Annotated in this window: 19 protein-coding genes and 2 riboswitches; of the genes, 1 reads left to right on the top strand and 18 read right to left on the bottom strand. The window is 43.9% G+C overall.

Annotated elements, in window-relative coordinates:
• Positions 1–10: 10 nt before the first annotated feature.
• The 18 genes from purH to ACN6NB_RS03010 all read right to left on the bottom strand — a co-directional run bounded on the left by purH (position 11) and on the right by ACN6NB_RS03010 (position 16,982).
• Entirely contained in the window at positions 11–1,549 is a 1,539-nt protein-coding gene (gene purH / locus ACN6NB_RS03095) for a bifunctional phosphoribosylaminoimidazolecarboxamide formyltransferase/IMP cyclohydrolase (protein ID WP_126681390.1), read from the bottom strand.
• Between the two features lie 15 nt (positions 1,550–1,564).
• Entirely contained in the window at positions 1,565–2,134 is a 570-nt protein-coding gene (gene purN, locus ACN6NB_RS03090; RefSeq protein ID WP_059376576.1) for a phosphoribosylglycinamide formyltransferase, read from the bottom strand.
• Entirely contained in the window at positions 2,131–3,171 is a 1,041-nt protein-coding gene (gene purM / locus ACN6NB_RS03085) for a phosphoribosylformylglycinamidine cyclo-ligase (RefSeq protein ID WP_039176942.1), read from the bottom strand. Before purM ends, purN begins: the two co-directional genes overlap by 4 nt.
• 96 nt (positions 3,172–3,267) lie before the next feature.
• Positions 3,268–4,698, bottom strand: coding sequence for an amidophosphoribosyltransferase (purF, locus tag ACN6NB_RS03080; protein ID WP_039183010.1), 1,431 nt, complete (start codon positions 4,696–4,698; stop codon positions 3,268–3,270).
• A complete protein-coding gene (gene purL / locus ACN6NB_RS03075) occupies positions 4,674–6,905 on the bottom strand; it encodes a phosphoribosylformylglycinamidine synthase subunit PurL (protein ID WP_039176940.1) in 2,232 nt (743 codons plus the stop codon). Before purL ends, purF begins: the two co-directional genes overlap by 25 nt.
• Positions 6,889–7,572, bottom strand: coding sequence for a phosphoribosylformylglycinamidine synthase subunit PurQ (gene purQ, locus ACN6NB_RS03070; protein ID WP_024424510.1), 684 nt, complete (start codon positions 7,570–7,572; stop codon positions 6,889–6,891). Before purQ ends, purL begins: the two co-directional genes overlap by 17 nt.
• Positions 7,569–7,823, bottom strand: a complete 255-nt coding sequence (purS, locus tag ACN6NB_RS03065; protein ID WP_003214349.1) for a phosphoribosylformylglycinamidine synthase subunit PurS — start codon at positions 7,821–7,823, stop codon at positions 7,569–7,571. Before purS ends, purQ begins: the two co-directional genes overlap by 4 nt.
• On the bottom strand, positions 7,816–8,538 hold the full coding sequence (gene purC / locus ACN6NB_RS03060; RefSeq protein WP_126681391.1) for a phosphoribosylaminoimidazolesuccinocarboxamide synthase: 723 nt from the start codon (positions 8,536–8,538) through the stop codon (positions 7,816–7,818). The genes purS and purC overlap by 8 nt, the downstream gene beginning before the upstream one ends.
• Positions 8,539–8,610: 72 nt before the next feature.
• Positions 8,611–9,906 carry an adenylosuccinate lyase gene (purB, locus tag ACN6NB_RS03055; protein WP_024426701.1) on the bottom strand — a complete coding sequence of 432 codons (1,296 nt, stop codon included), beginning with the start codon at positions 9,904–9,906 and terminating at the stop codon, positions 8,611–8,613.
• On the bottom strand, positions 9,903–11,045 hold the full coding sequence (purK, locus tag ACN6NB_RS03050) for a 5-(carboxyamino)imidazole ribonucleotide synthase (RefSeq protein WP_144491784.1): 1,143 nt from the start codon (positions 11,043–11,045) through the stop codon (positions 9,903–9,905). The genes purB and purK overlap by 4 nt, the downstream gene beginning before the upstream one ends.
• Positions 11,038–11,526 (bottom strand): 5-(carboxyamino)imidazole ribonucleotide mutase, encoded by a 489-nt coding sequence (gene purE, locus ACN6NB_RS03045; protein WP_039183007.1) that lies wholly within the window; start codon positions 11,524–11,526, stop codon positions 11,038–11,040. The genes purK and purE overlap by 8 nt, the downstream gene beginning before the upstream one ends.
• A 169-nt stretch (positions 11,527–11,695) precedes the next feature.
• Positions 11,696–11,797, bottom strand: a riboswitch (purine riboswitch).
• 79 nt (positions 11,798–11,876) lie between these two features.
• On the bottom strand, positions 11,877–12,077 hold the full coding sequence (locus ACN6NB_RS03040) for an NETI motif-containing protein (protein ID WP_012009137.1): 201 nt from the start codon (positions 12,075–12,077) through the stop codon (positions 11,877–11,879).
• Positions 12,074–12,628: a DUF2179 domain-containing protein gene (locus tag ACN6NB_RS03035; protein ID WP_024424505.1), complete on the bottom strand. Its 555-nt coding sequence runs from the start codon at positions 12,626–12,628 to the stop codon at positions 12,074–12,076. The genes ACN6NB_RS03040 and ACN6NB_RS03035 overlap by 4 nt, the downstream gene beginning before the upstream one ends.
• Positions 12,629–12,832: 204 nt before the next feature.
• Complete coding sequence (locus tag ACN6NB_RS03030) at positions 12,833–13,624, bottom strand: hypothetical protein (RefSeq protein WP_151284106.1); 792 nt, start codon at positions 13,622–13,624, stop codon at positions 12,833–12,835.
• Positions 13,625–13,838: 214 nt separating this feature from the next.
• Complete coding sequence (locus ACN6NB_RS03025) at positions 13,839–14,018, bottom strand: YezD family protein (protein WP_047202807.1); 180 nt, start codon at positions 14,016–14,018, stop codon at positions 13,839–13,841.
• Positions 14,019–14,029: 11 nt separating this feature from the next.
• A complete protein-coding gene (locus ACN6NB_RS03020) occupies positions 14,030–14,191 on the bottom strand; it encodes a hypothetical protein (protein WP_166644707.1) in 162 nt (53 codons plus the stop codon).
• Between the two features lie 207 nt (positions 14,192–14,398).
• Complete coding sequence (locus tag ACN6NB_RS03015; protein ID WP_041087063.1) at positions 14,399–15,724, bottom strand: NCS2 family permease; 1,326 nt, start codon at positions 15,722–15,724, stop codon at positions 14,399–14,401.
• Positions 15,725–15,868: 144 nt separating this feature from the next.
• Positions 15,869–15,970, bottom strand: a riboswitch (purine riboswitch).
• 115 nt (positions 15,971–16,085) lie between these two features.
• The gene (locus ACN6NB_RS03010; RefSeq protein ID WP_224930604.1) at positions 16,086–16,982 is read right to left on the bottom strand and encodes a LysR family transcriptional regulator; all 897 of its coding nucleotides are present in this window, start codon (positions 16,980–16,982) and stop codon (positions 16,086–16,088) included.
• 100 nt (positions 16,983–17,082) lie between these two features.
• Between ACN6NB_RS03010 and ACN6NB_RS03005 the strand changes: the two genes are divergently transcribed.
• The gene (locus ACN6NB_RS03005) at positions 17,083–18,270 is read left to right on the top strand and encodes an MFS transporter (protein ID WP_474253228.1); all 1,188 of its coding nucleotides are present in this window, start codon (positions 17,083–17,085) and stop codon (positions 18,268–18,270) included.

The raw sequence follows: 18,270 nt of genomic DNA, 5'->3' as shown, positions 1-18,270 counted from the left end.
TGTCATCCCCTTAATGTTTGAAATGTCTAACGCCAGTGAAGACCATGGCGATGCCGTATTCATCTGCCTTTTGAATCGATTCTTCATCACGAATAGATCCGCCTGGCTGAATGATCGCTGTGACGCCTGCCTTTGCAGCAGCTTCCACTGTATCGCCCATTGGGAAGAACGCATCAGAGCCTAGTGCGCTTCCTTTTGCCTTTTCACCTGCTTGCTCAATCGCAATGTTCGCTGAGCCAACACGGTTCATTTGACCAGCACCGATCCCTGCTGTCATTTGATCTTTCGCAAGAACAATGGCATTTGATTTCACATGCTTGACCACTTTCCAAGCAAGTTTTAAGTCTTTCCATTCGTCTTCTGTTGGTTCTCTTTTCGTTGGAATAGAGATCGTTGCTTCCTCTAAGCCATACGTATCAATATCCTGAACAAGCAATCCGCCATGGACACTTGTCAGCTGTTTTTCTTTTTTTCCGAGATCCGCTTCTACATCTAATGTTAATAGACGAAGGTTCTTTTTCGCCGTTAACACGTCAAGTGCTTCTTGGCTGAACGAAGGAGCGATGACAATTTCTAAGAAAATCGTATGCAGTACGTCAGCCGTTTGTTTATCTACTTCACGGTTAAGTGCCACAATGCCGCCAAAAATAGAAGTTTCGTCTGCCTTGAACGCTCGGTCAAATGCTTCTGCAATCGTTTCTCCTGTACCAACGCCGCACGGGTTCATATGCTTCACAGCAACAGCGGCCGGCTCCGTGAATTCTCGTACAATTTGGAGTGCTGCATCTGCATCTTTAATATTGTTATAGGAAAGCTCTTTTCCATGTAATTGCTTTGCAGTAGCCAACGAACCTTTCGCTGGAAGAGCATTTTCATAGAAAGTCGCCGCTTGGTGCGGGTTTTCTCCATAACGAAGAGATTGTTTTTTCTCAAACGTGACAGTGAACTGTTCTGGCTCTGTTTCTCCGACAAAGTTTGTTAAGTAATCCGCAATCAGAGCATCGTATGCAGCCGTATGACGGAATACCTTTGCAGCGAGCTCACGCTTTTTCTCTAGTGACACGCCGCCTTCTTTGATTTGCTGAATGACTGAATCATAATCACGAGGATCGACAATCACTGTGACGTCTTGATGGTTTTTTGATGCTGCACGAAGCATTCCCGGTCCGCCAATATCAATGTTTTCAATTGCTTCTTCATATGTCACATCGGCTTTTGAGATCGTCTCTTTGAATGGATAGAGATTCACGACAACTAGATCAATCGGCTGAATGCCATGCTTTTCAATCTGTGCCATATGCTCATCGTTTTCTCTCACTGCTAAAAGTCCGCCATGAATGTTTGGGTGAAGTGTTTTGAGTCGTCCATCCATGATTTCAGGGAATCCAGTGACTTCTGAAATCCCAATGACATCAATACCGTTCTCTTGAAGAAGCTTGTGTGTACCTCCAGTTGAAATCACTTCAACACCAAGTTCTGTTAATCCTTTCACAAAAGGTACAAGATTCGTTTTATCGGAAACACTGATTAATGCGCGTTTGATCGTCATGCCTTCGTCACCTCATTAAGATAATTCTAAAAGTGATTTGATCACTTTTGGATATAGTGTGTGTTCTAGTTCATGCATTCTTTTTTCAATCGATTCAAGCTCTTCCCCTTGTTCGATGTAAATCGACGCTTGGTCAATGATCGGACCCGTATCCATGCCTTCATCGACAAAATGGACAGTGATGCCTGCCACTTTGACGCCTGCTTGATAGGCTTGGCCAATAGCATCAAGCCCTGGGAAGGCTGGCAGCAAGGACGGATGGATATTAACAATTTTCCCTCTGAATGCTTCAAGTAATGTCGGACCAATCAGTCTCATATACCCAGCAAGGAAAACCCATTCCACTTCATGCAGCCTAAGCTGTTCAATAATCGTTTGTTCAAAAGCGGCTTTATTCGGAAAAGCCTTCGGGGTAAATGCAAAGGAGGGAATGCCCTCTTTCTCAGCACGCTCCAGCACCTTTGCCCCCGGTTTATCACAAATCACAATGGCGGCCTCTGCCTGCCACTGTTCTTTTTTTAATGTATCCATAATGGCTTGAAAATTCGTCCCGCTTCCAGAGGCGAAGATCGCAAACTTCTTCATGAGAGGCTTCCACCGCCGAATGTGACACCTTCTCCTTTTTGAACACGGCCGATGAGAAAAGCTTTCTCTCCGTCTTCTTCAAGTCCTCTGATCACTTCGACAAGGTCATCTTCTTTTACGGCTAAGACAAAACCAATGCCCATATTAAACACATTGAACATTTCTTCAGCCTTTAACTGTCCTTTTTCTTGAATAAAGGAGAAAATTGGCGGTACTGGCCATGAGCCGTTATCAATCTCAACGCCAAGCCCTTCAGGCAGCATACGTGGTAAATTTTCAATAAAGCCGCCGCCTGTCACATGTGCCATACCGTCAACCTTACCGGCTTTCACTTGTTTAAGAACAGGCTTCACATAAATTTTGGTCGGTTCAAGAAGCTCTTCTCCAAGCGGTCTTGTAAAAGGCTCATACGTTTGATGAAGGTCAAGACCAGCGTCTTCAAGCAATACTTTACGAACGAGAGAATACCCATTGCTATGAATTCCGCTTGAGCTGAGTCCAATCAGCAAGTGTCCTTCTTTGATGCTCTCTCCTGTCACGATTTCATCCTTTTCAACGACGCCTACTGAAAAACCAGCAATATCATATTCATCTTCTGTATAAAGACCCGGCATTTCTGCTGTTTCTCCGCCGACAAGCGCTGAACCAGACTGCTCACAGCCGTCAGCCACACCTTTGACAATGGATTCAATTTTCAAAGGATCTGCTTTTCCGACTGCTAAGTAATCTAAGAAAAAGAGCGGTTCTGCCCCTTGTGCAAGCACATCGTTGACACACATTGCCACGGCATCGACACCGATCGTATCGTGTTGATCCATTAAAAAGGCAAGCTTTAATTTCGTTCCGACACCATCTGTTCCTGAAACAAGAACGGGCTTTTTATATGGCAGCTCAGATAAATCAAACATACCGCCAAATCCACCTAGAGCACCCATGACGCCTGCTCTTTTTGTACGTTCTACGTGTGTTTTCATTCGTTTGACGGCTTCGTATCCTGCTTCGATGTCGACACCGGCGTTTTTATATGCTTCTGACATCCCATTCACTCCTTTTAGCTGCTTCTCTTTCATTTATTTCCAGCAGAATGAAAGAGCAGCATATCAAATCATCTTGACTGCTGCTCCTTTATTCGATTATTTCGTCAGTGCTGTTTCCTTCACATGCGGAAGAACAGTATCTTCATAAATTTCCGTCGGGTATTTCCCAGTAAAGCATGCTAAGCATTGACCGCGCTGCGGATCATCATACTTTCTGCCAATCCCGTCCATTAAACCGTCTACAGATAAAAATGCAATGGAGTCTGCACCGATTTCCTGTCTAATTTCTTCCACTGAATGAGAAGAAGCAATCAGCTCTTCATGTGTGGACGTATCAATTCCATAAAAACACGGATGTGCAATTGGCGGTGAACTAATGCGGACATGGACTTCCGTCGCACCCGCTTCTCTTAGCATCGTCACAATGCGGCGGCTTGTTGTTCCGCGTACGATGGAATCATCCACCATCACGACACGCTTTCCTTCGACGACCCCGCGCACAGCAGACAGCTTCATGCGCACGCCCTGCTCACGCAATGCTTGAGACGGCTGGATAAAGGTTCTGCCGACATAACGGTTTTTAATTAAACCGAGCTCATATGGAATACCTGTTGCTTCGGCATATCCAATCGCTGCAGAAATACTAGAATCTGGTACTCCTGTCACAACATCTGCTTCGACATGCGCTTCCTCAGCAAGCTTTTTGCCAAGGTTCTTTCTCGCACTATGCACGTTGATACCGTTGATATTGCTGTCAGGTCTTGAGAAATAAATGTATTCCATGCTGCACATACTGCGGTTAATATTCATGGAGAAGCGCTCAGATTTGAGGCCTTCATCATTAATAATCAGCATTTCGCCAGGCTCCACATCTCGTAAATACGTGGCGCCGACAACGTCAAATGCACATGTTTCAGAAGCAACGACATAAGCGTCCCCAAGCATACCAAGTGAAAGCGGACGTAAGCCGTTCGGATCAAGTGCCACAATCATTTCAGTTTCCGTCATAATTAAGAAAGCATATGCTCCTTTAAGCATGGACAGAGCATTTTTGATCTGCTCTTTCAATTCAATATAGCCGCTGCGTTTAATTAAATGAGCGAGCACTTCAGTGTCAGAAGATGTCTGAAATATACTCCCCTGGTTCTCTAGCTGCTGCTTTAATTGCGTTGCATTCACTAAGTTCCCATTATGAGCAAGGGCAAGACTGCCGTTGTTTTGCGAGCGGAAGAAGAGGGGCTGCACATTTTCAAAGCCGCCTCCGCCTGCTGTCGCATACCGGACATGTCCGATTGCACCTTTACCTTTCAAATCCTTTAGCTCACCGTTTTGAAAGACTTCCGTAATCAGTCCAAGGCCTTTATGTGCCGTCAGGTTTTCACCATCTGTTGCAATGATTCCCGCACCTTCTTGTCCTCGGTGCTGAAGACTATGCAATCCGTAATATGTGATTTGCGGGGCTTCTTCGTGTCCCCAAACCCCAAAGACGCCACACTCTTCGTTTAAGCCTCTGATTTCAGCAAGCATGGGATCGCTCCTTTCCATGCACGTTCAAGTTCGTTGACCGCTGCATGAATCCATTGTTGTCCTTCTTGATTTTTGACGGTGAATACACCATCATTTGTGACCGTTCCAACTTCTTTCGCATCTTTGACAGCCGCAGCAAATGCTTCGCGGTGCTCTGGTTTCACTGTGACAACAAAACGTGACTGTGTTTCACTAAATAATGAAGCTTCGCTGTTTAAATCCATTTGGATATGAGCTCCAAGACCGTCTGTTCCAAATGTACTTTCAGCAAGTGCGACACCAAGACCGCCTTCAGACACATCGTGTGCTGATTGAACAAGTCCGTTTTGAATCGCAGCAAGAAGGGCTTCCTGACGCGTGAGCTCTACATCCAAATCAATTTCCGGTGCTTTTCCGTAAATACGGCCTTCTGTCATCTTTTGTAGCTCACTGCCTGCGAATTCTTCCTTCGTCTCACCAATCACGAAAATTACATCGCCAGCCTGCTGGAACGACTGCGTCGTAATATGAGCTGTATCTTCAACCAAACCAACCATCCCAATGACTGGTGTTGGGTAAATGGCTGTTCCATTTGATTCGTTATATAAAGAGACGTTACCACCGATAACTGGTGTGCTTAGCTTGCGGCACGCTTCGCTAATACCGTCAGCAGATTTTTCAATTTGCCAGAAAATTTCTGGTTTTTCTGGGTTACCGAAGTTTAAGTTATCTGTTACTGCAAGTGGACGAGCGCCTGAGCACACAATGTTACGTGCTGCTTCTGCGACTGCGATTTTCCCGCCGACCTCTGGATCAAGGTACAGATAACGTGCGTTACAATCGGTTGTCATCGCAAGGGCTTTTTTCGTTCCACGGATTCTTAAAACGCCCGCATCAGAGCCTGGTGCAACGACTGTATTTGTCCGAACCATGTAGTCATATTGATCATAGACCCATTCTTTACTTGCGATCGTTGGCTGCTGAAGGAGCTGCTTTAACGTGTCAGCTGCATCTGTGATAGCAGGTGCTTCAACTTTTGTTTCTAAAAACTCACGATAGTAGGCAGGCTCACTTGACGGCTTGTGATAAACCGGCGCTTCTTCTGCAAGAGCGTCAACAGGAAGCTCACATACTACTTCACCTTGATGGAGTAAACGAAGCATTTTATCGTCTGTCACATGACCGACTGATACCGCTTCAAGATCGTATTTTTCAAAAATATCAATGATTTCTTGTTCACGGCCTTTTTCAATGACCAAAAGCATTCTCTCTTGAGATTCAGACAGCATCATTTCGTATGCTGACATGCCTGTTTCACGCTGCGGGATGAGATCTAGATTCATCTCGATACCAGAACCTGCTTTACTCGCCATTTCCGCACTTGAGCTTGTTAAGCCAGCCGCTCCCATATCCTGAATCCCAACGAGTGCATCGTTTTTGATGACTTCAAGGCACGCTTCAAGCAGCAGTTTTTCCATGAACGGATCACCGACTTGAACAGCTGAGCGTTTTTCTTCTGATTCATCAGAAAATTCCTCAGACGCAAATGTTGCACCGTGAATTCCGTCACGTCCCGTTTTGGCACCAACGTACATGACCGTGTTGCCAACACCTTTGGCCTGCCCTTTTTTGATGTCTTCATGGTTGATTAATCCAACACACATTGCATTCACGAGCGGGTTGCCTTCATAGCTTTGATCGAAATGAACCTCTCCGCCGACTGTTGGAATTCCGATACAGTTTCCATAGCCTGCGATCCCTGCCACTACTTCTTCAAACAAGTACTTCACGCGCGGTGAAGTCAGTTCACCAAAACGAAGAGAGTTTAATACAGCAATTGGACGCGCACCCATGGAGAATACGTCACGGATAATTCCGCCGACACCTGTCGCCGCTCCTTGATACGGTTCAATCGCAGATGGATGGTTATGTGATTCGATTTTAAATACAACCGCTTGGTTGTCTCCAATATCAACGATTCCAGCGCCTTCCCCAGGACCTTGAAGGACGTGCTCTCCTTTTGTCGGGAATTTGCTTAAAACAGGCTTTGAGTTTTTATAACTACAATGCTCTGACCACATGACAGAAAAAATGCCCGTTTCTGTGTAGTTTGGCAGCCTGCCAATAATGGATTCGATTAAAGCGAATTCTTCATCACTCAATCCCATTTGCTGATACAATTTCTCTTCTTTAATTTGCTTGTGACTTGGTTCAAGCAGTAGTGACATGAGTGTCCCTCCAATTTTTCACGATAGATTGAAACAATTTAAGTCCGTCTGCGCTGCCTAGTAATGAATCAACCGCGCGCTCAGGGTGCGGCATCATGCCGAGTACATTGCCCTCTTCATTCGTTACACCTGCAATTCGATTCACACTGCCGTTAATATCGTCTCCGTAAGTGAAAGCGATTTGGCCGCGTTCAATGAGCTTCGCTAAAGTGTCTTCATCACAGTAGAAGTTGCCTTCACCGTGCGCTACAGGAATCGTAATGGATTCGCCTTTTTGATAACCGCTTGTAAATTGCGTTTCGTTGTTTTCTACAATGAGTTCAACTGGTCGACAGATAAACTTCAAGTCTTTATTTCGTCTCATCGCACCCGGAAGAATGCCTAGCTCCTGAAGAATTTGGAACCCGTTACAAACACCAAGAACAGGTTTTCCTTCCTCAGCTGCTTTCTTCACCGCCGGCATGATGTTTGAGAAGCGGGCGATCGCACCACATCTTAAGTAATCCCCATAAGAGAAACCGCCTGGTACGAGTACACCGTCAAATCCGTCAAGACTCGTTTCGTCGTGCCATACATATTCAACTTGTTCACCTAACTCATCTTGAATCGCATGGTACATGTCGATATCACAGTTAGAGCCAGGCAAGACGATCACTGCAAACTTCACTGTGCGACAACCTCCTCCACCTCATAGCGGTAATCTTCAATCACCGTGTTGGCAAGTAATTTTTCGCACATTTCTTTGACGACTGTGTCTAAATCACGATCTGATTTTTCAATGACAAGCTCCATGTATTTCCCGATACGGACATCCTTTACTTCCTGATAAGACATGCTGTGCAAAGCGTGCTGCACGGCACTTCCTTGTGGATCAAGAACGCTCTCTTTTAAGCTGACAAAAATTTTCACTTTATACATGTTTATGGCCTCCAAGTCTTTTGAAAATTTCTTCGTATGCATTCGTTAAGCCGCCCAGGTTTCGTCTGAACACGTCTTTATCAAGCTTTTCGTTTGTATCTTTGTCCCAAAGCCTGCACGTATCAGGTGAAATCTCATCAGCTAGCAAAATACGATTCTCGTGATCTATTCCGAATTCAAGCTTGAAATCAATTAAATTCACATGGCAGTCTGAGAAGATTTGTTTTAACTCTTCATTCACTTGTCTTGTGATTTGTTTTATTTCCTCGACCTGCTCTGGTGTCGCTGCATGTAAAATGCGGATATGATCTTCTGTAATGAGCGGATCGCCGAGCGCATCATCTTTGTAGTAAAACTCAATCAAAGGTGTGTCCAGTTTCGTTCCCTCTGGAATGCCAAGGCGTTTTGACATACTGCCCGCCACTACATTTCGTACAACGACTTCAAGCGGAACAATCTGTACCTTTTGAATGAGCTGTTCTGTTTCAGAGAGGCGTTTTACAAAGTGATTGTTGACCCCCTTTTCATGCAGCATTTGAAAGATTAAGCTTGAAATCTCGTTGTTCAGTCTGCCTTTGCCTTCGATTTCAGCTTTCTTTTCGCCGTTAAATGCTGTAGCTGAGTCTTTATATTCAACATATAAAATATGCTCGTCATCGGTCTGATAAATTCTTTTCGCTTTGCCTTCGTAGAGAAGTTCTTGTTTCACAGTCATTCAGGTTGGCCTCCTAATTTGAATGTTGGCAATTTTCAGGATTGGGCGCCTGGCGAGCAGGCGACCCATTTCTTACGCAAGACCTAGACGTTCGAAAATCATATCGACATTTTTCAAATGATAGTTGTAATCGAAGCAGTCAGCGATTTGTTCAGGTGTTAAACGTGACGTGATTTTTTCTTCTGCTTCTACTAATGAACGGAACGGCACTTGCTTCTCCCACGCTTCCATTGCCTTTGGCTGAACCGTGTCATATGCCTCTTCACGTGCCATGCCTGTATCGATTAAGGCAAGAAGAACGCGCTGTGAGTAAATTAAGCCAAGTGTGCGGTCCATGTTGCGTTTCATGTTCTCAGGGAAGACCGTCAAGTTTTTCACGATGTTTGAGAAACGGTTGAGCATATAGTTCAGTGCAATCGTAGCATCTGGTAAAATGATGCGCTCAGCAGATGAATGAGAAATATCACGCTCATGCCAAAGCGGCACATTTTCATAAGCTGTCAGCATATATCCACGGATCACACGGGCAATCCCAGTCATATTCTCAGAACCGATTGGGTTACGCTTATGCGGCATCGCTGATGATCCTTTTTGTCCTTTTGCAAAGAACTCTTCTACTTCACGTGTTTCACTCTTTTGTAGACCACGAATTTCAACAGCAAATTTCTCAATGCTCGTTGCGACTAAAGCAAGAGTAGCCATGTAATCTGCATGGCGGTCACGCTGCAAGGTTTGGGTTGAAATTGGTGCAGCTTTGATGCCAAGTTTCTCACATACATATTGCTCAACAAACGGGTCGATGTTCGCATATGTGCCAACAGCTCCAGAGATTTTGCCGTATTCAATGCCAGCTTTTGCTTGTTTAAAACGTTCTAGGTTACGCTTCATTTCTTCGTACCAAAGACCAAGCTTCAGGCCAAATGTTGTCGGTTCAGCGTGTACACCGTGTGTACGGCCCATCATGACGGTATATTTGTGCTCTTTTGCTTTTTCTTTTAGTATGTCAACAAATCTCTCAATGTCCTTGAGCAAGATATCATTCGCCTGTTTTAATAGATATGAAAGCGCCGTATCCACTACGTCTGTCGATGTTAATCCGTAATGAACCCACTTTCTTTCCTCTCCTAGAGATTCAGATACAGCACGCGTAAAGGCAACCACGTCGTGGCGCGTGTCTTGTTCAATCTCCAGAATACGTCCAATATCAAAGCTTGCATTTTTGCGCATTGTCACAACGTCTTCTTTCGGAATGACGCCAAGCTCTGCCCAAGCTTCACAAGCGAGAATTTCTACTTCAAGCCATGCATTAAATTTGTTTTCCTCTGTCCAGATTGCTGACATTTCTGGTCGTGCGTAACGTTCGATCATTTCCCGTTTCCTCCATCTCTTTCAGTCCATATCTTTGTGATGTTTGTCATCCATTCATCATCGAGCTGTTTCATAAACGTCATATGCCCCATTTTGCGGCCGGCTTTTACTTCATGCTTTCCATATAGATAAAGCTTCGCTTCTTTGAGAAGCTCAGGATGCTCTTTTGGAATGTCCACTTCATCGCCTAATAAATTCACCATCATTCCCTCTGATAAAAGGGCTGTACCGCCAAGCGGTAGACCACATATAGCGCGGACGTGCTGTTCAAACTGACTTGTCTCACATAAATCGAGCGTATAATGACCAGAATTATGCGGGCGTGGTGCCAGTTCATTGACGAGCAGCTTTCCGTCATTTGTCAGGAACAGTTCTACAGCAAGGGTACCAACCAGCCCTAGCTTTTCAGCCAGTGTTGTTGCCAGTTCTTTCGCCTTCTCCTGAATGCGGTTCTCTACCCTTGCAGGTAAAATGCTTTGGAACAAAATATTATGCTTATGAATGTTCTCAGCGACTGGGAATACTGCGATCTCTCCATGAACAGAACGAGTGACGATCACCGAAAGCTCCATTTGGAATGGAACCCAGCTTTCTAAAATACAAGTTCCATGTGTGAGAAGTGCAGCTGCTTCCTGAAGCTGTCCTTTTTCTTTGATGACGTACTGTCCTTTTCCGTCGTAGCCGCCTCTGCATGTTTTCAGCACGGCTGGCAAACCGAGCACGTCTACTGCATCTTCCAGCTCTTTCTCATTATGAATGATGCGGTAAGGTGCTACTTCACAGCCTGCGTCTACAATCCCTTTTTTCTCGGTCTCACGATTTTGAGTTAAAAGAAGAAGGTCGCTTCCTTGTGGTAAATAGGCTTCTTCCTTCAGCTGATTCAGTGCATCATAATCGATATTTTCAAACTCATAAGTCACCACATCGCTGATTTCTGCCAGCTTTCGAATCGCTTCAAGATCACTATATGCGGCTGTGATTTCTGTATCGGCAACCTGTCCGCAAGGAGATTGTGTGACCGGGTCTAGAACTGCTGCCCGGTACCCCATTTGCTTTGCGCTGACAGCCATATATCTGCCAAGCTGTCCGCCGCCAATGATACCGATGGTTGCGTTTGGAAAAATGGTCTGCTTAGCCAAGCTGATCACTGCTTTCTAGTACAGTCTGTTTTGTCTGCTCTCTTCTTTCTTCAAGGCGAGCTGCGATTGTTTCATCAAATGCTGAAATCATTTGTGCGGCAAGAAGGCCTGCATTTGTTGCACCTGCTTTGCCAATTGCTACTGTAGCAACTGGTACACCGCCTGGCATTTGAACGATGGATAATAAGGAATCCAGCCCGTTTAGTGCTTTTGATTGTACAGGCACACCAATGACCGGCAGTGTCGTTTTTGCTGCGACCATTCCCGGTAAATGTGCTGCGCCTCCAGCACCGGCAATGATGACCTTTAGTCCTTTACCTCTTGCTTCAGTCGCATATTCAAACATCAAGTCAGGTGTCCGGTGTGCGGATACTACCTGTTTTTCATACGGAATGTTTAATTCCTCTAAGATGTCGCACGCATTTTTCATTGTTTCCCAATCAGATGTACTTCCCATGATGACACCTACAAGCGGCTTCATTTTGTCCCCACCTTTAAGCTGATATTCGATTTTGTATCGTTTGACACGCTTCCCAAACCTAAGCAGCTTGTCAAACGCCGAACAAAAAGGCCCGATTTGCATTGCATTGTTAGGAAGCAACACAAACCGGGCCATGGTAAGCGCTGTTCGCTTTTGAATTGCCATGTCAGTTTTGTTCACTATCCTGCATAGTCCAGTCATTTACGGTAACTGGGTAGAAACTTATGGGCCATATTCCCAAGATTATATGAGGCTCGTGTTTTGATTTCATGTTTATCTTAACAACGGATGTTCATGATGTCAACGGATTTATCGAACAATCTATGAAGTCGTCGTTTTAATGTTCGGATTTAGACTATTTTTCCTTCAAATACGATTTTTTTCCCAATCGGAATGATCTGAATCGACCCATTTTCCTTCTTTTCCTGAAAAATCGGTTCCTCCATTCGTCGGACAGGCGAGTAGCCTTCCGCTGCCATCTGGGACAACACTTGATCAATCGTCATGTTGTCTTCCACATAGAATTTTTTCTTCTTTGGTTTTGCGGTCATTCTTTAATTCTCCTTTTCTTCACAGCCTTCACCCAGAAGCCGCCGTGAATCGATTTGGGCTCATATGAAATGATAAACGCCTTTGAATCCAGCGTCTTAATCGTTTCATATAATTGCAGTTCATATTTTCTCGGTGTTAAAATTTGCAATGCTGTCCGGTCTCCTTCAAGACCGCCTGCTACCCAGCTGGTGACACCATATCCTTTTTCTCTCAATTGTCTTGGGAGATCGACATCCAATTCTTTTGTGATCACGTTAACAGTTGTGTAGCCAAGTGCCAGCTTCTCTTCAATTTTCATCCCGACAATGATTCCCATTCCATAACCTAGCGCATACGCAATGACATTTTGTATTTGATCTAAGTTATCTAGAACGATACTTAACCCAATGACATAAATGAGCATTTCGATCGTACCCGCAAAAGCAGCTGCGTACCTTCTGCCTTTCATTGTTAAAATCAAACGCATGGTGGAAAAAGAAACATAGACAATATTAATCACTAAAATGATTAAAACCATGGTGAACGCATTGGATAAAAGTTGTTGAAGCACGATTCGAACCCCCTGCACTAAAAAATCAAATAAAGCACCCCATATTCTACTAGAGAACATACCTTGATACAATCAAATTTACGCGATCAAAACACATATATCTTTCGACAACAAGGGTGGTATTTGTTACCAAGAGTTTACCCGTTTTTTTCTCTTCTCAACATGAAAACCCCCTTTTTCAAAAAAGGAGGTTTTCAGTGTGTTTTATCCGAATCGAACAGGAACAAGTGATGGAATCAAATACTCCCCGACTATGCCCCAGAGCAGCGCAATGATGACAAGCTCAACCAATAAAAAGATCCAGCCTGCATACATCAAATCTCCACGTACGGCATCGTGCTCCGATTGAATCGAGCGAAAGAGCACGACCGCAATCAACTGAAGGCCGACAAACATCATCACGGATAATATGACGGTCACATATGGAATATTCAGCATGGCAAATACAAGCCAAAGGATGGATAAAACCAACACCGGCACAAGCGCAGCACCAAACTTCATGATCACTTCTTTCAGTGATATGTTTCCTTTTAGCATGTATTTTCCGAGCAGCCAGACGGTGAGCATCATCAATGTCAACACAATGAGTGTAAAGACTGCAACCCTCAAAAAGGCGTCACCAAAAGAATAATGAATGCCAAAGCCTAATAAACGGGTTTTTGACGCCTTTAATTGAACATAGTTGCCTAAAGCAAAAAACACACTGAATAACACAATCGAGATCCAGGCGTACTTCATACGCAATGTTTCCGCTTGATTGATGGCCTGGCTCGGTGATTTTAACATTGCCAGTCCATATGAACCATAGCGCTTAAACGCGCCTCCTACACCTTGCAGCATACGCTGGATGGTTGAACGCTCATCCTCTGCTGATTTTGAGATTCTTCCACGTTTTGCAGCGCTGCGGCTGAGGCGGGATTGCCTTGTTTCTTGATCTATTGATGACTCTTCATTTTTCTTTTCAGATGTCCTCTGATCTTGATCTTTCTCTAACATCTATATCAACTCCTATCCAATCCTTACAGGTTCAAGTGAATGAACTGTTCGGATGACTCCTCTTAAAGTAGCGGAGTCTCTCTATTCAGTCAAGATTCCTTGACGTTCATACGAATAGACGGATAAAAGGCAGAAGAGGTTTTAAAATGGAGAGAAAATAAGACAAAACAAAAAAGCTGACGGCCTCCATCAGCTTTTTATCAATGTTGCATGGTCAACGATAGTGACTCCGCTTTCCTTGCTGAACTCGGAGATTCTCCTGATGAGCGGGGAACCGAGTCTTTTTGGTCGTATCGACCTGTGTAATATGTCCATTATGAATGGTGATGACCACTGATCCATAGTCGATCCCTTTTAAGGCAGATAAAATATAATTCAGCTTTTGTTCATCCATCGCTCATCCCCCTATTTTTGTTTTCGCTCTTTTAAATAGAGAACCTCATTTTCCAGCTCATGAATTGTATAATGCATGAGCGCTTCCTGCTTTTCTTCATGCCCCCATAAAAGGAGCTTTTGAATCAGCACCTGCTTTTTTCGTTCAATCACCTGTCTAAGCCAGCGTGACAAAAGACATCTCCTCCCCCTTTTGAATGTTTGCAAGAAAAAAAGGCACCCTGAAACCTTCTATTAAAAAAGGAAATCAAAGCGCCTTTGGTGATCCAATCAGCGAATTATGTCTTTTTATCATAAACACATAATTCCTATAAGTCAACTATGTTTTGATTTTTTTAACAAAAAACAGCAGCCCCATGAGCTGCTGTTTCAGATGTTCAATTAATGATTTAAGAAAGCGAAATATAGAATAAAGATGACAAACAATCCGTACATGATTGGATGCACTTCTTTGGCTTTCCCTTTAAAGATCATCGTAATCGGGTAGAAAATAAAGCCAACCGCAATCCCTGTTGCAATACTGTATGTCAGTGGCATCATAATCATCGTTAAGAACGCTGGTACCGCAATTTCAAAGCGATCCCATGCAATCTTTGCAAGCGGAGCGACCATCAGTGCACCAACAATAATCAAAGCAGGTGCTGTCACATTAGGTGTAACAATGGATAAAAGCGGTGAGAAGAACATCGCCAGCAAGAAGAAAATCCCTGTGACGACAGCTGCAAAACCAGAACGCGCACCAGCAGCAACGCCTGAGCTAGATTCAACATAAGATGTTGTTGTAGATGTACCAAGAACAGAACCTACAACAATAGAAGAAGAATCCGCCAGCAGTGCTCTTCCTGCACGAGGAAGCTCATTATTTTTCATTAAACCAGCCTGTGTTGCCACAGCTACAAGCGTACCAGCTGTATCAAAGAATCCAACGAAAAGGAACGTTAAGATCACAATAAGCATTTGAATCGAGAATATTTCTGGTAAGTGAATCAAGGCTTGACCAAAGGTTGGAGACAAACTTGGAATACTTCCCACAATCTGAGACGGTACTGGTATAAGACCAAAAAGCATCCCGGCAATAGCAGTCACAAGCATCCCAATGAAGACACCTGAATTCACACGAAGAACCATTAATATAACAGTCACTACGATACCAAACACCGTTAACAGAACTGGACCACTATGAATATTTCCAATCGAAACGAGTGTATTATCATTATTGGCGATAATGCCAGAGCCTTGTAGACCAACAAACGTAATGAACAAACCAATACCTGCACCAACTGCCAGCTTCAGCTCAGCTGGAATGGCATTGATGATTTTTTCACGGAAACCTGTTAAAGAAAGGGCAACGAAAATCAATCCTGAAACAAACACACCTGAAAGTGCTGCTTCCCATTTAATGCCCATGCCAAGCACAACCGAAAAGGCGAAGAACGCATTCAGACCCATACCTGGTGCAATTGCAATCGGATACCTGGCGATCAATCCCATCAGGAAACACCCTGCAGCAGAAGCTAACGCCGTTGCTGTAAAGACAGCGCCCTGATCAATACGTAATTTATCTGGAAAATCCGGTACCGACACTAATGCAAGTGTGATCGGATTGACAAACAGAATGTAAGCCATCGACAAAAATGTGGTTAAACCACCGATGATTTCTCTGCGGTAATTCGTTCCTAACTCATCAAACTGAAAATACTGTTTCAAGCCAACTGACTCCCTTCATGTCCTTTTGTTTTAGTCTGTCCCATTCACTAGTCAAATAAAAAACGCCCCAACAATTTTGGGACGCTTGACTACATATGTGAATTCAGACTGTGACATAAAACAAGAACAATGCATGATTTATATCAAACGAGTGTGAATTGACGTAGTCAAGCCATTTACGGTAGCTTGGTAGAAACTTGCGGGCCATATCCCCGCGATTATACGACTTCTATCTATTTGATTTCTGTGTCTATTGTACCAACTTCATTTTTAAAATACAATATGAAAAGCGAACATTTTTCAAAGAAATGTCCGCTTCATTCGTCTTATTACACGAATTTGGAAATTCACATCTAGTTCTTTATACACCCTTCTCCAAATCCTTCTCTTTTGCAAAAACCGTTTCGGCTACATGGAAAAACTCTTTCACTGCTGGAGAAGCTTGGGAGAGAGAGGGACAGGCGAGCGCAACCTCACGATGATGAGAGACATTCAGCTGACGAATATGCACAAGCTGCTGCGTTTTTAAAAACAACTCCGGACCTATCGTGACACCAAGTCCTTCCCCTACCATACGAGCAATGGTCGTACAATCATGAACTTCAAATAAAACAGCTGGCTTCATTTGCGCCTCCGAAAAAATATCCTCTACATGTGATTGATACATGCCAGTCGGCATAATAAATGGTTCACCCGCCAAATCTGTTATATCTACAATGGGCTGCTGTTCATATCGATGATTTGGGTGATAGGCGACGACCATCTCATCTTTCATAAGCGGCAGTAAATCAAAGGCTTCATCCGAATGGCCTTTCACAACAAATCCAACATCAATGATGCCAGAATCCAGCCACTCCAATATTTCTTCATACGTTCCCTCATAGAATTTAAATTCGATTTTTGGATGTTTTTTCTGATAGCTCACAAGCAGTTTAGGCAATAAACAAGCAGAGGCACTGGCAAATGTGCCGATACGAATCAAGCCTGTTTCAATATTTTTCGTTAACGCAATTTCTTGCTGGATTTTCTCCACTCTATTTAACACTTCTCTAATATGCGGGAGAAGCGTTTGACCAATGTCCGTCAGCATAATGCCCTTTTTTCGGTCGCGAATGAATAAAGACACACCCCACTCTGACTCTAAATTCGCCACTGCATGACTCACAGCTGACTGCGTCATATTTAATGCTTCAGCTGCTGCTGTAAAACTGCCAAGCTCCACAACTTTTGCGATAATATCAAAGCGAACAAAGCTCATGAGTATTTACTCATCTCCTTCATGAAAAACATCAATTTTACTTATGTTAGCATGGAATTTAAACTAAAGACAACGTATCAACATGAAGGAAGGGTTCAAAATGAAAAACACATCTCATCAGCTGTTGATTGTTCTTTTAGCTGTCGGTTCATTTGTCACAGGCACGTCAGAATTCGTCGTGTCAGGCATTCTAGATATCATTGCTGTCGATTTACACATCTCCATTCCTGCTGCCGGACAGCTCATCACCGTCTATTCTCTTTTTTATGCAATAGGCGCTCTCTTTTTAGTCATGGCAACGTCGAAACTGAACCGAAAAAAAGTTTTGTTAGCGGCTATTTTTGTGTTTATTTTAGGCAATATGCTCGCCTTTTTCAGCCATCATTTTGTGCTGCTCCTGCTATCTCGTGTCATCATGGCCATGAGCGGCGGCTTATATATTGTCGTTGCCACGAATTATGCAGCGCAGATCGCCCCGCCAGAAAAAAAGGGAAGTGCGATGGCAGCGGTCATTACTGGATTTACCGTTTCACTCGTACTTGGTGTGCCGATTGGAACATTTCTATCAGGTCAAGTGGATTGGCACTATATTTTTCTCATCATTGCACTAGCTACGGCTTGTCTCTTCATGCTTCTTTATCAATTGCTGCCACGCATAGAGGGACATTCTCATCTGCCATTAAAGCAGCAATTACACATTCTTCAAGACCGCAGAGTGATCAGCGGCTTAGCCACAACCGTCTTTTGGATCTTAGGCTACACGATGGTCTTTGCTTATATCTCCCCATTATTACGACAGACCGCCGGCATTTCACTTGAAATGACAAGCATGGCCTTGCTCGTTTTAGGAATTTCTGCTTTTATTGGCTCACGCTTTGGCGGCTTCGCCGTCGATCAATGGGGACCAAACCGAACGATCTCAATCAGCATCACGATTCAGATGTTCGCTCTCTTCACCTTATTCTTTACGCAATTCTCTACAATTAGCGTCTTGATCACGCTTGCCATTTGGGGCATCGCTACATGGACAACAACACCAGCGAAGCAGTTTTATCTGATCTCCCTTAAACCACAAGCATCAGAAACCGTGCTGAGCTTTAATACAGCGATTATGAACATCGGCATGATGCTCGGATCGTCTATGGGCGGCGTGATTATACAGTATACAAATGTAACGAATTTAAGTTGGATTGGCGGGTTAGCTAGTTTTGTGGCGTTGATGTTGATTCGGTACTCGTTCAATCGGAATCGAATGGTGGGACAACAGACAAAAAGCGAACATGTGTAA

This window comes from Bacillus sp. 11B20, assembly GCF_056098985.1.
The sequence above is the reverse complement of the archived record's forward strand: the minus strand, read 5'-3'. Positions and strand labels throughout refer to the sequence as shown.

What these genes read in the sequence shown, in the direction of transcription:
- purH (WP_126681390.1), bottom strand. Translation starts at nt 1,549, where the DNA reads ATGACGATCAAACGCGCATTAATCAGTGTTTCCGATAAAACGAATCTT.
- purN (WP_059376576.1), bottom strand. Translation starts at nt 2,134, where the DNA reads ATGAAGAAGTTTGCGATCTTCGCCTCTGGAAGCGGGACGAATTTTCAA.
- purM (WP_039176942.1), bottom strand. Translation starts at nt 3,171, where the DNA reads ATGTCAGAAGCATATAAAAACGCCGGTGTCGACATCGAAGCAGGATAC.
- purF (WP_039183010.1), bottom strand. Translation starts at nt 4,698, where the DNA reads ATGCTTGCTGAAATCAGAGGCTTAAACGAAGAGTGTGGCGTCTTTGGG.
- purL (WP_039176940.1), bottom strand. Translation starts at nt 6,905, where the DNA reads ATGTCACTACTGCTTGAACCAAGTCACAAGCAAATTAAAGAAGAGAAA.
- purS (WP_003214349.1), bottom strand. Translation starts at nt 7,823, where the DNA reads ATGTATAAAGTGAAAATTTTTGTCAGCTTAAAAGAGAGCGTTCTTGAT.
- purC (WP_126681391.1), bottom strand. Translation starts at nt 8,538, where the DNA reads ATGACTGTGAAACAAGAACTTCTCTACGAAGGCAAAGCGAAAAGAATT.
- purB (WP_024426701.1), bottom strand. Translation starts at nt 9,906, where the DNA reads ATGATCGAACGTTACGCACGACCAGAAATGTCAGCAATCTGGACAGAG.
- purE (WP_039183007.1), bottom strand. Translation starts at nt 11,526, where the DNA reads ATGAAGCCGCTTGTAGGTGTCATCATGGGAAGTACATCTGATTGGGAA.
- ACN6NB_RS03040 (WP_012009137.1), bottom strand. Translation starts at nt 12,077, where the DNA reads ATGACCGCAAAACCAAAGAAGAAAAAATTCTATGTGGAAGACAACATG.
- ACN6NB_RS03030 (WP_151284106.1), bottom strand. Translation starts at nt 13,624, where the DNA reads ATGTTAGAGAAAGATCAAGATCAGAGGACATCTGAAAAGAAAAATGAA.
- ACN6NB_RS03025 (WP_047202807.1), bottom strand. Translation starts at nt 14,018, where the DNA reads ATGGATGAACAAAAGCTGAATTATATTTTATCTGCCTTAAAAGGGATC.
- ACN6NB_RS03010 (WP_224930604.1), bottom strand. Translation starts at nt 16,982, where the DNA reads ATGAGCTTTGTTCGCTTTGATATTATCGCAAAAGTTGTGGAGCTTGGC.
- ACN6NB_RS03005 (WP_474253228.1), top strand. Translation starts at nt 17,083, where the DNA reads ATGAAAAACACATCTCATCAGCTGTTGATTGTTCTTTTAGCTGTCGGT.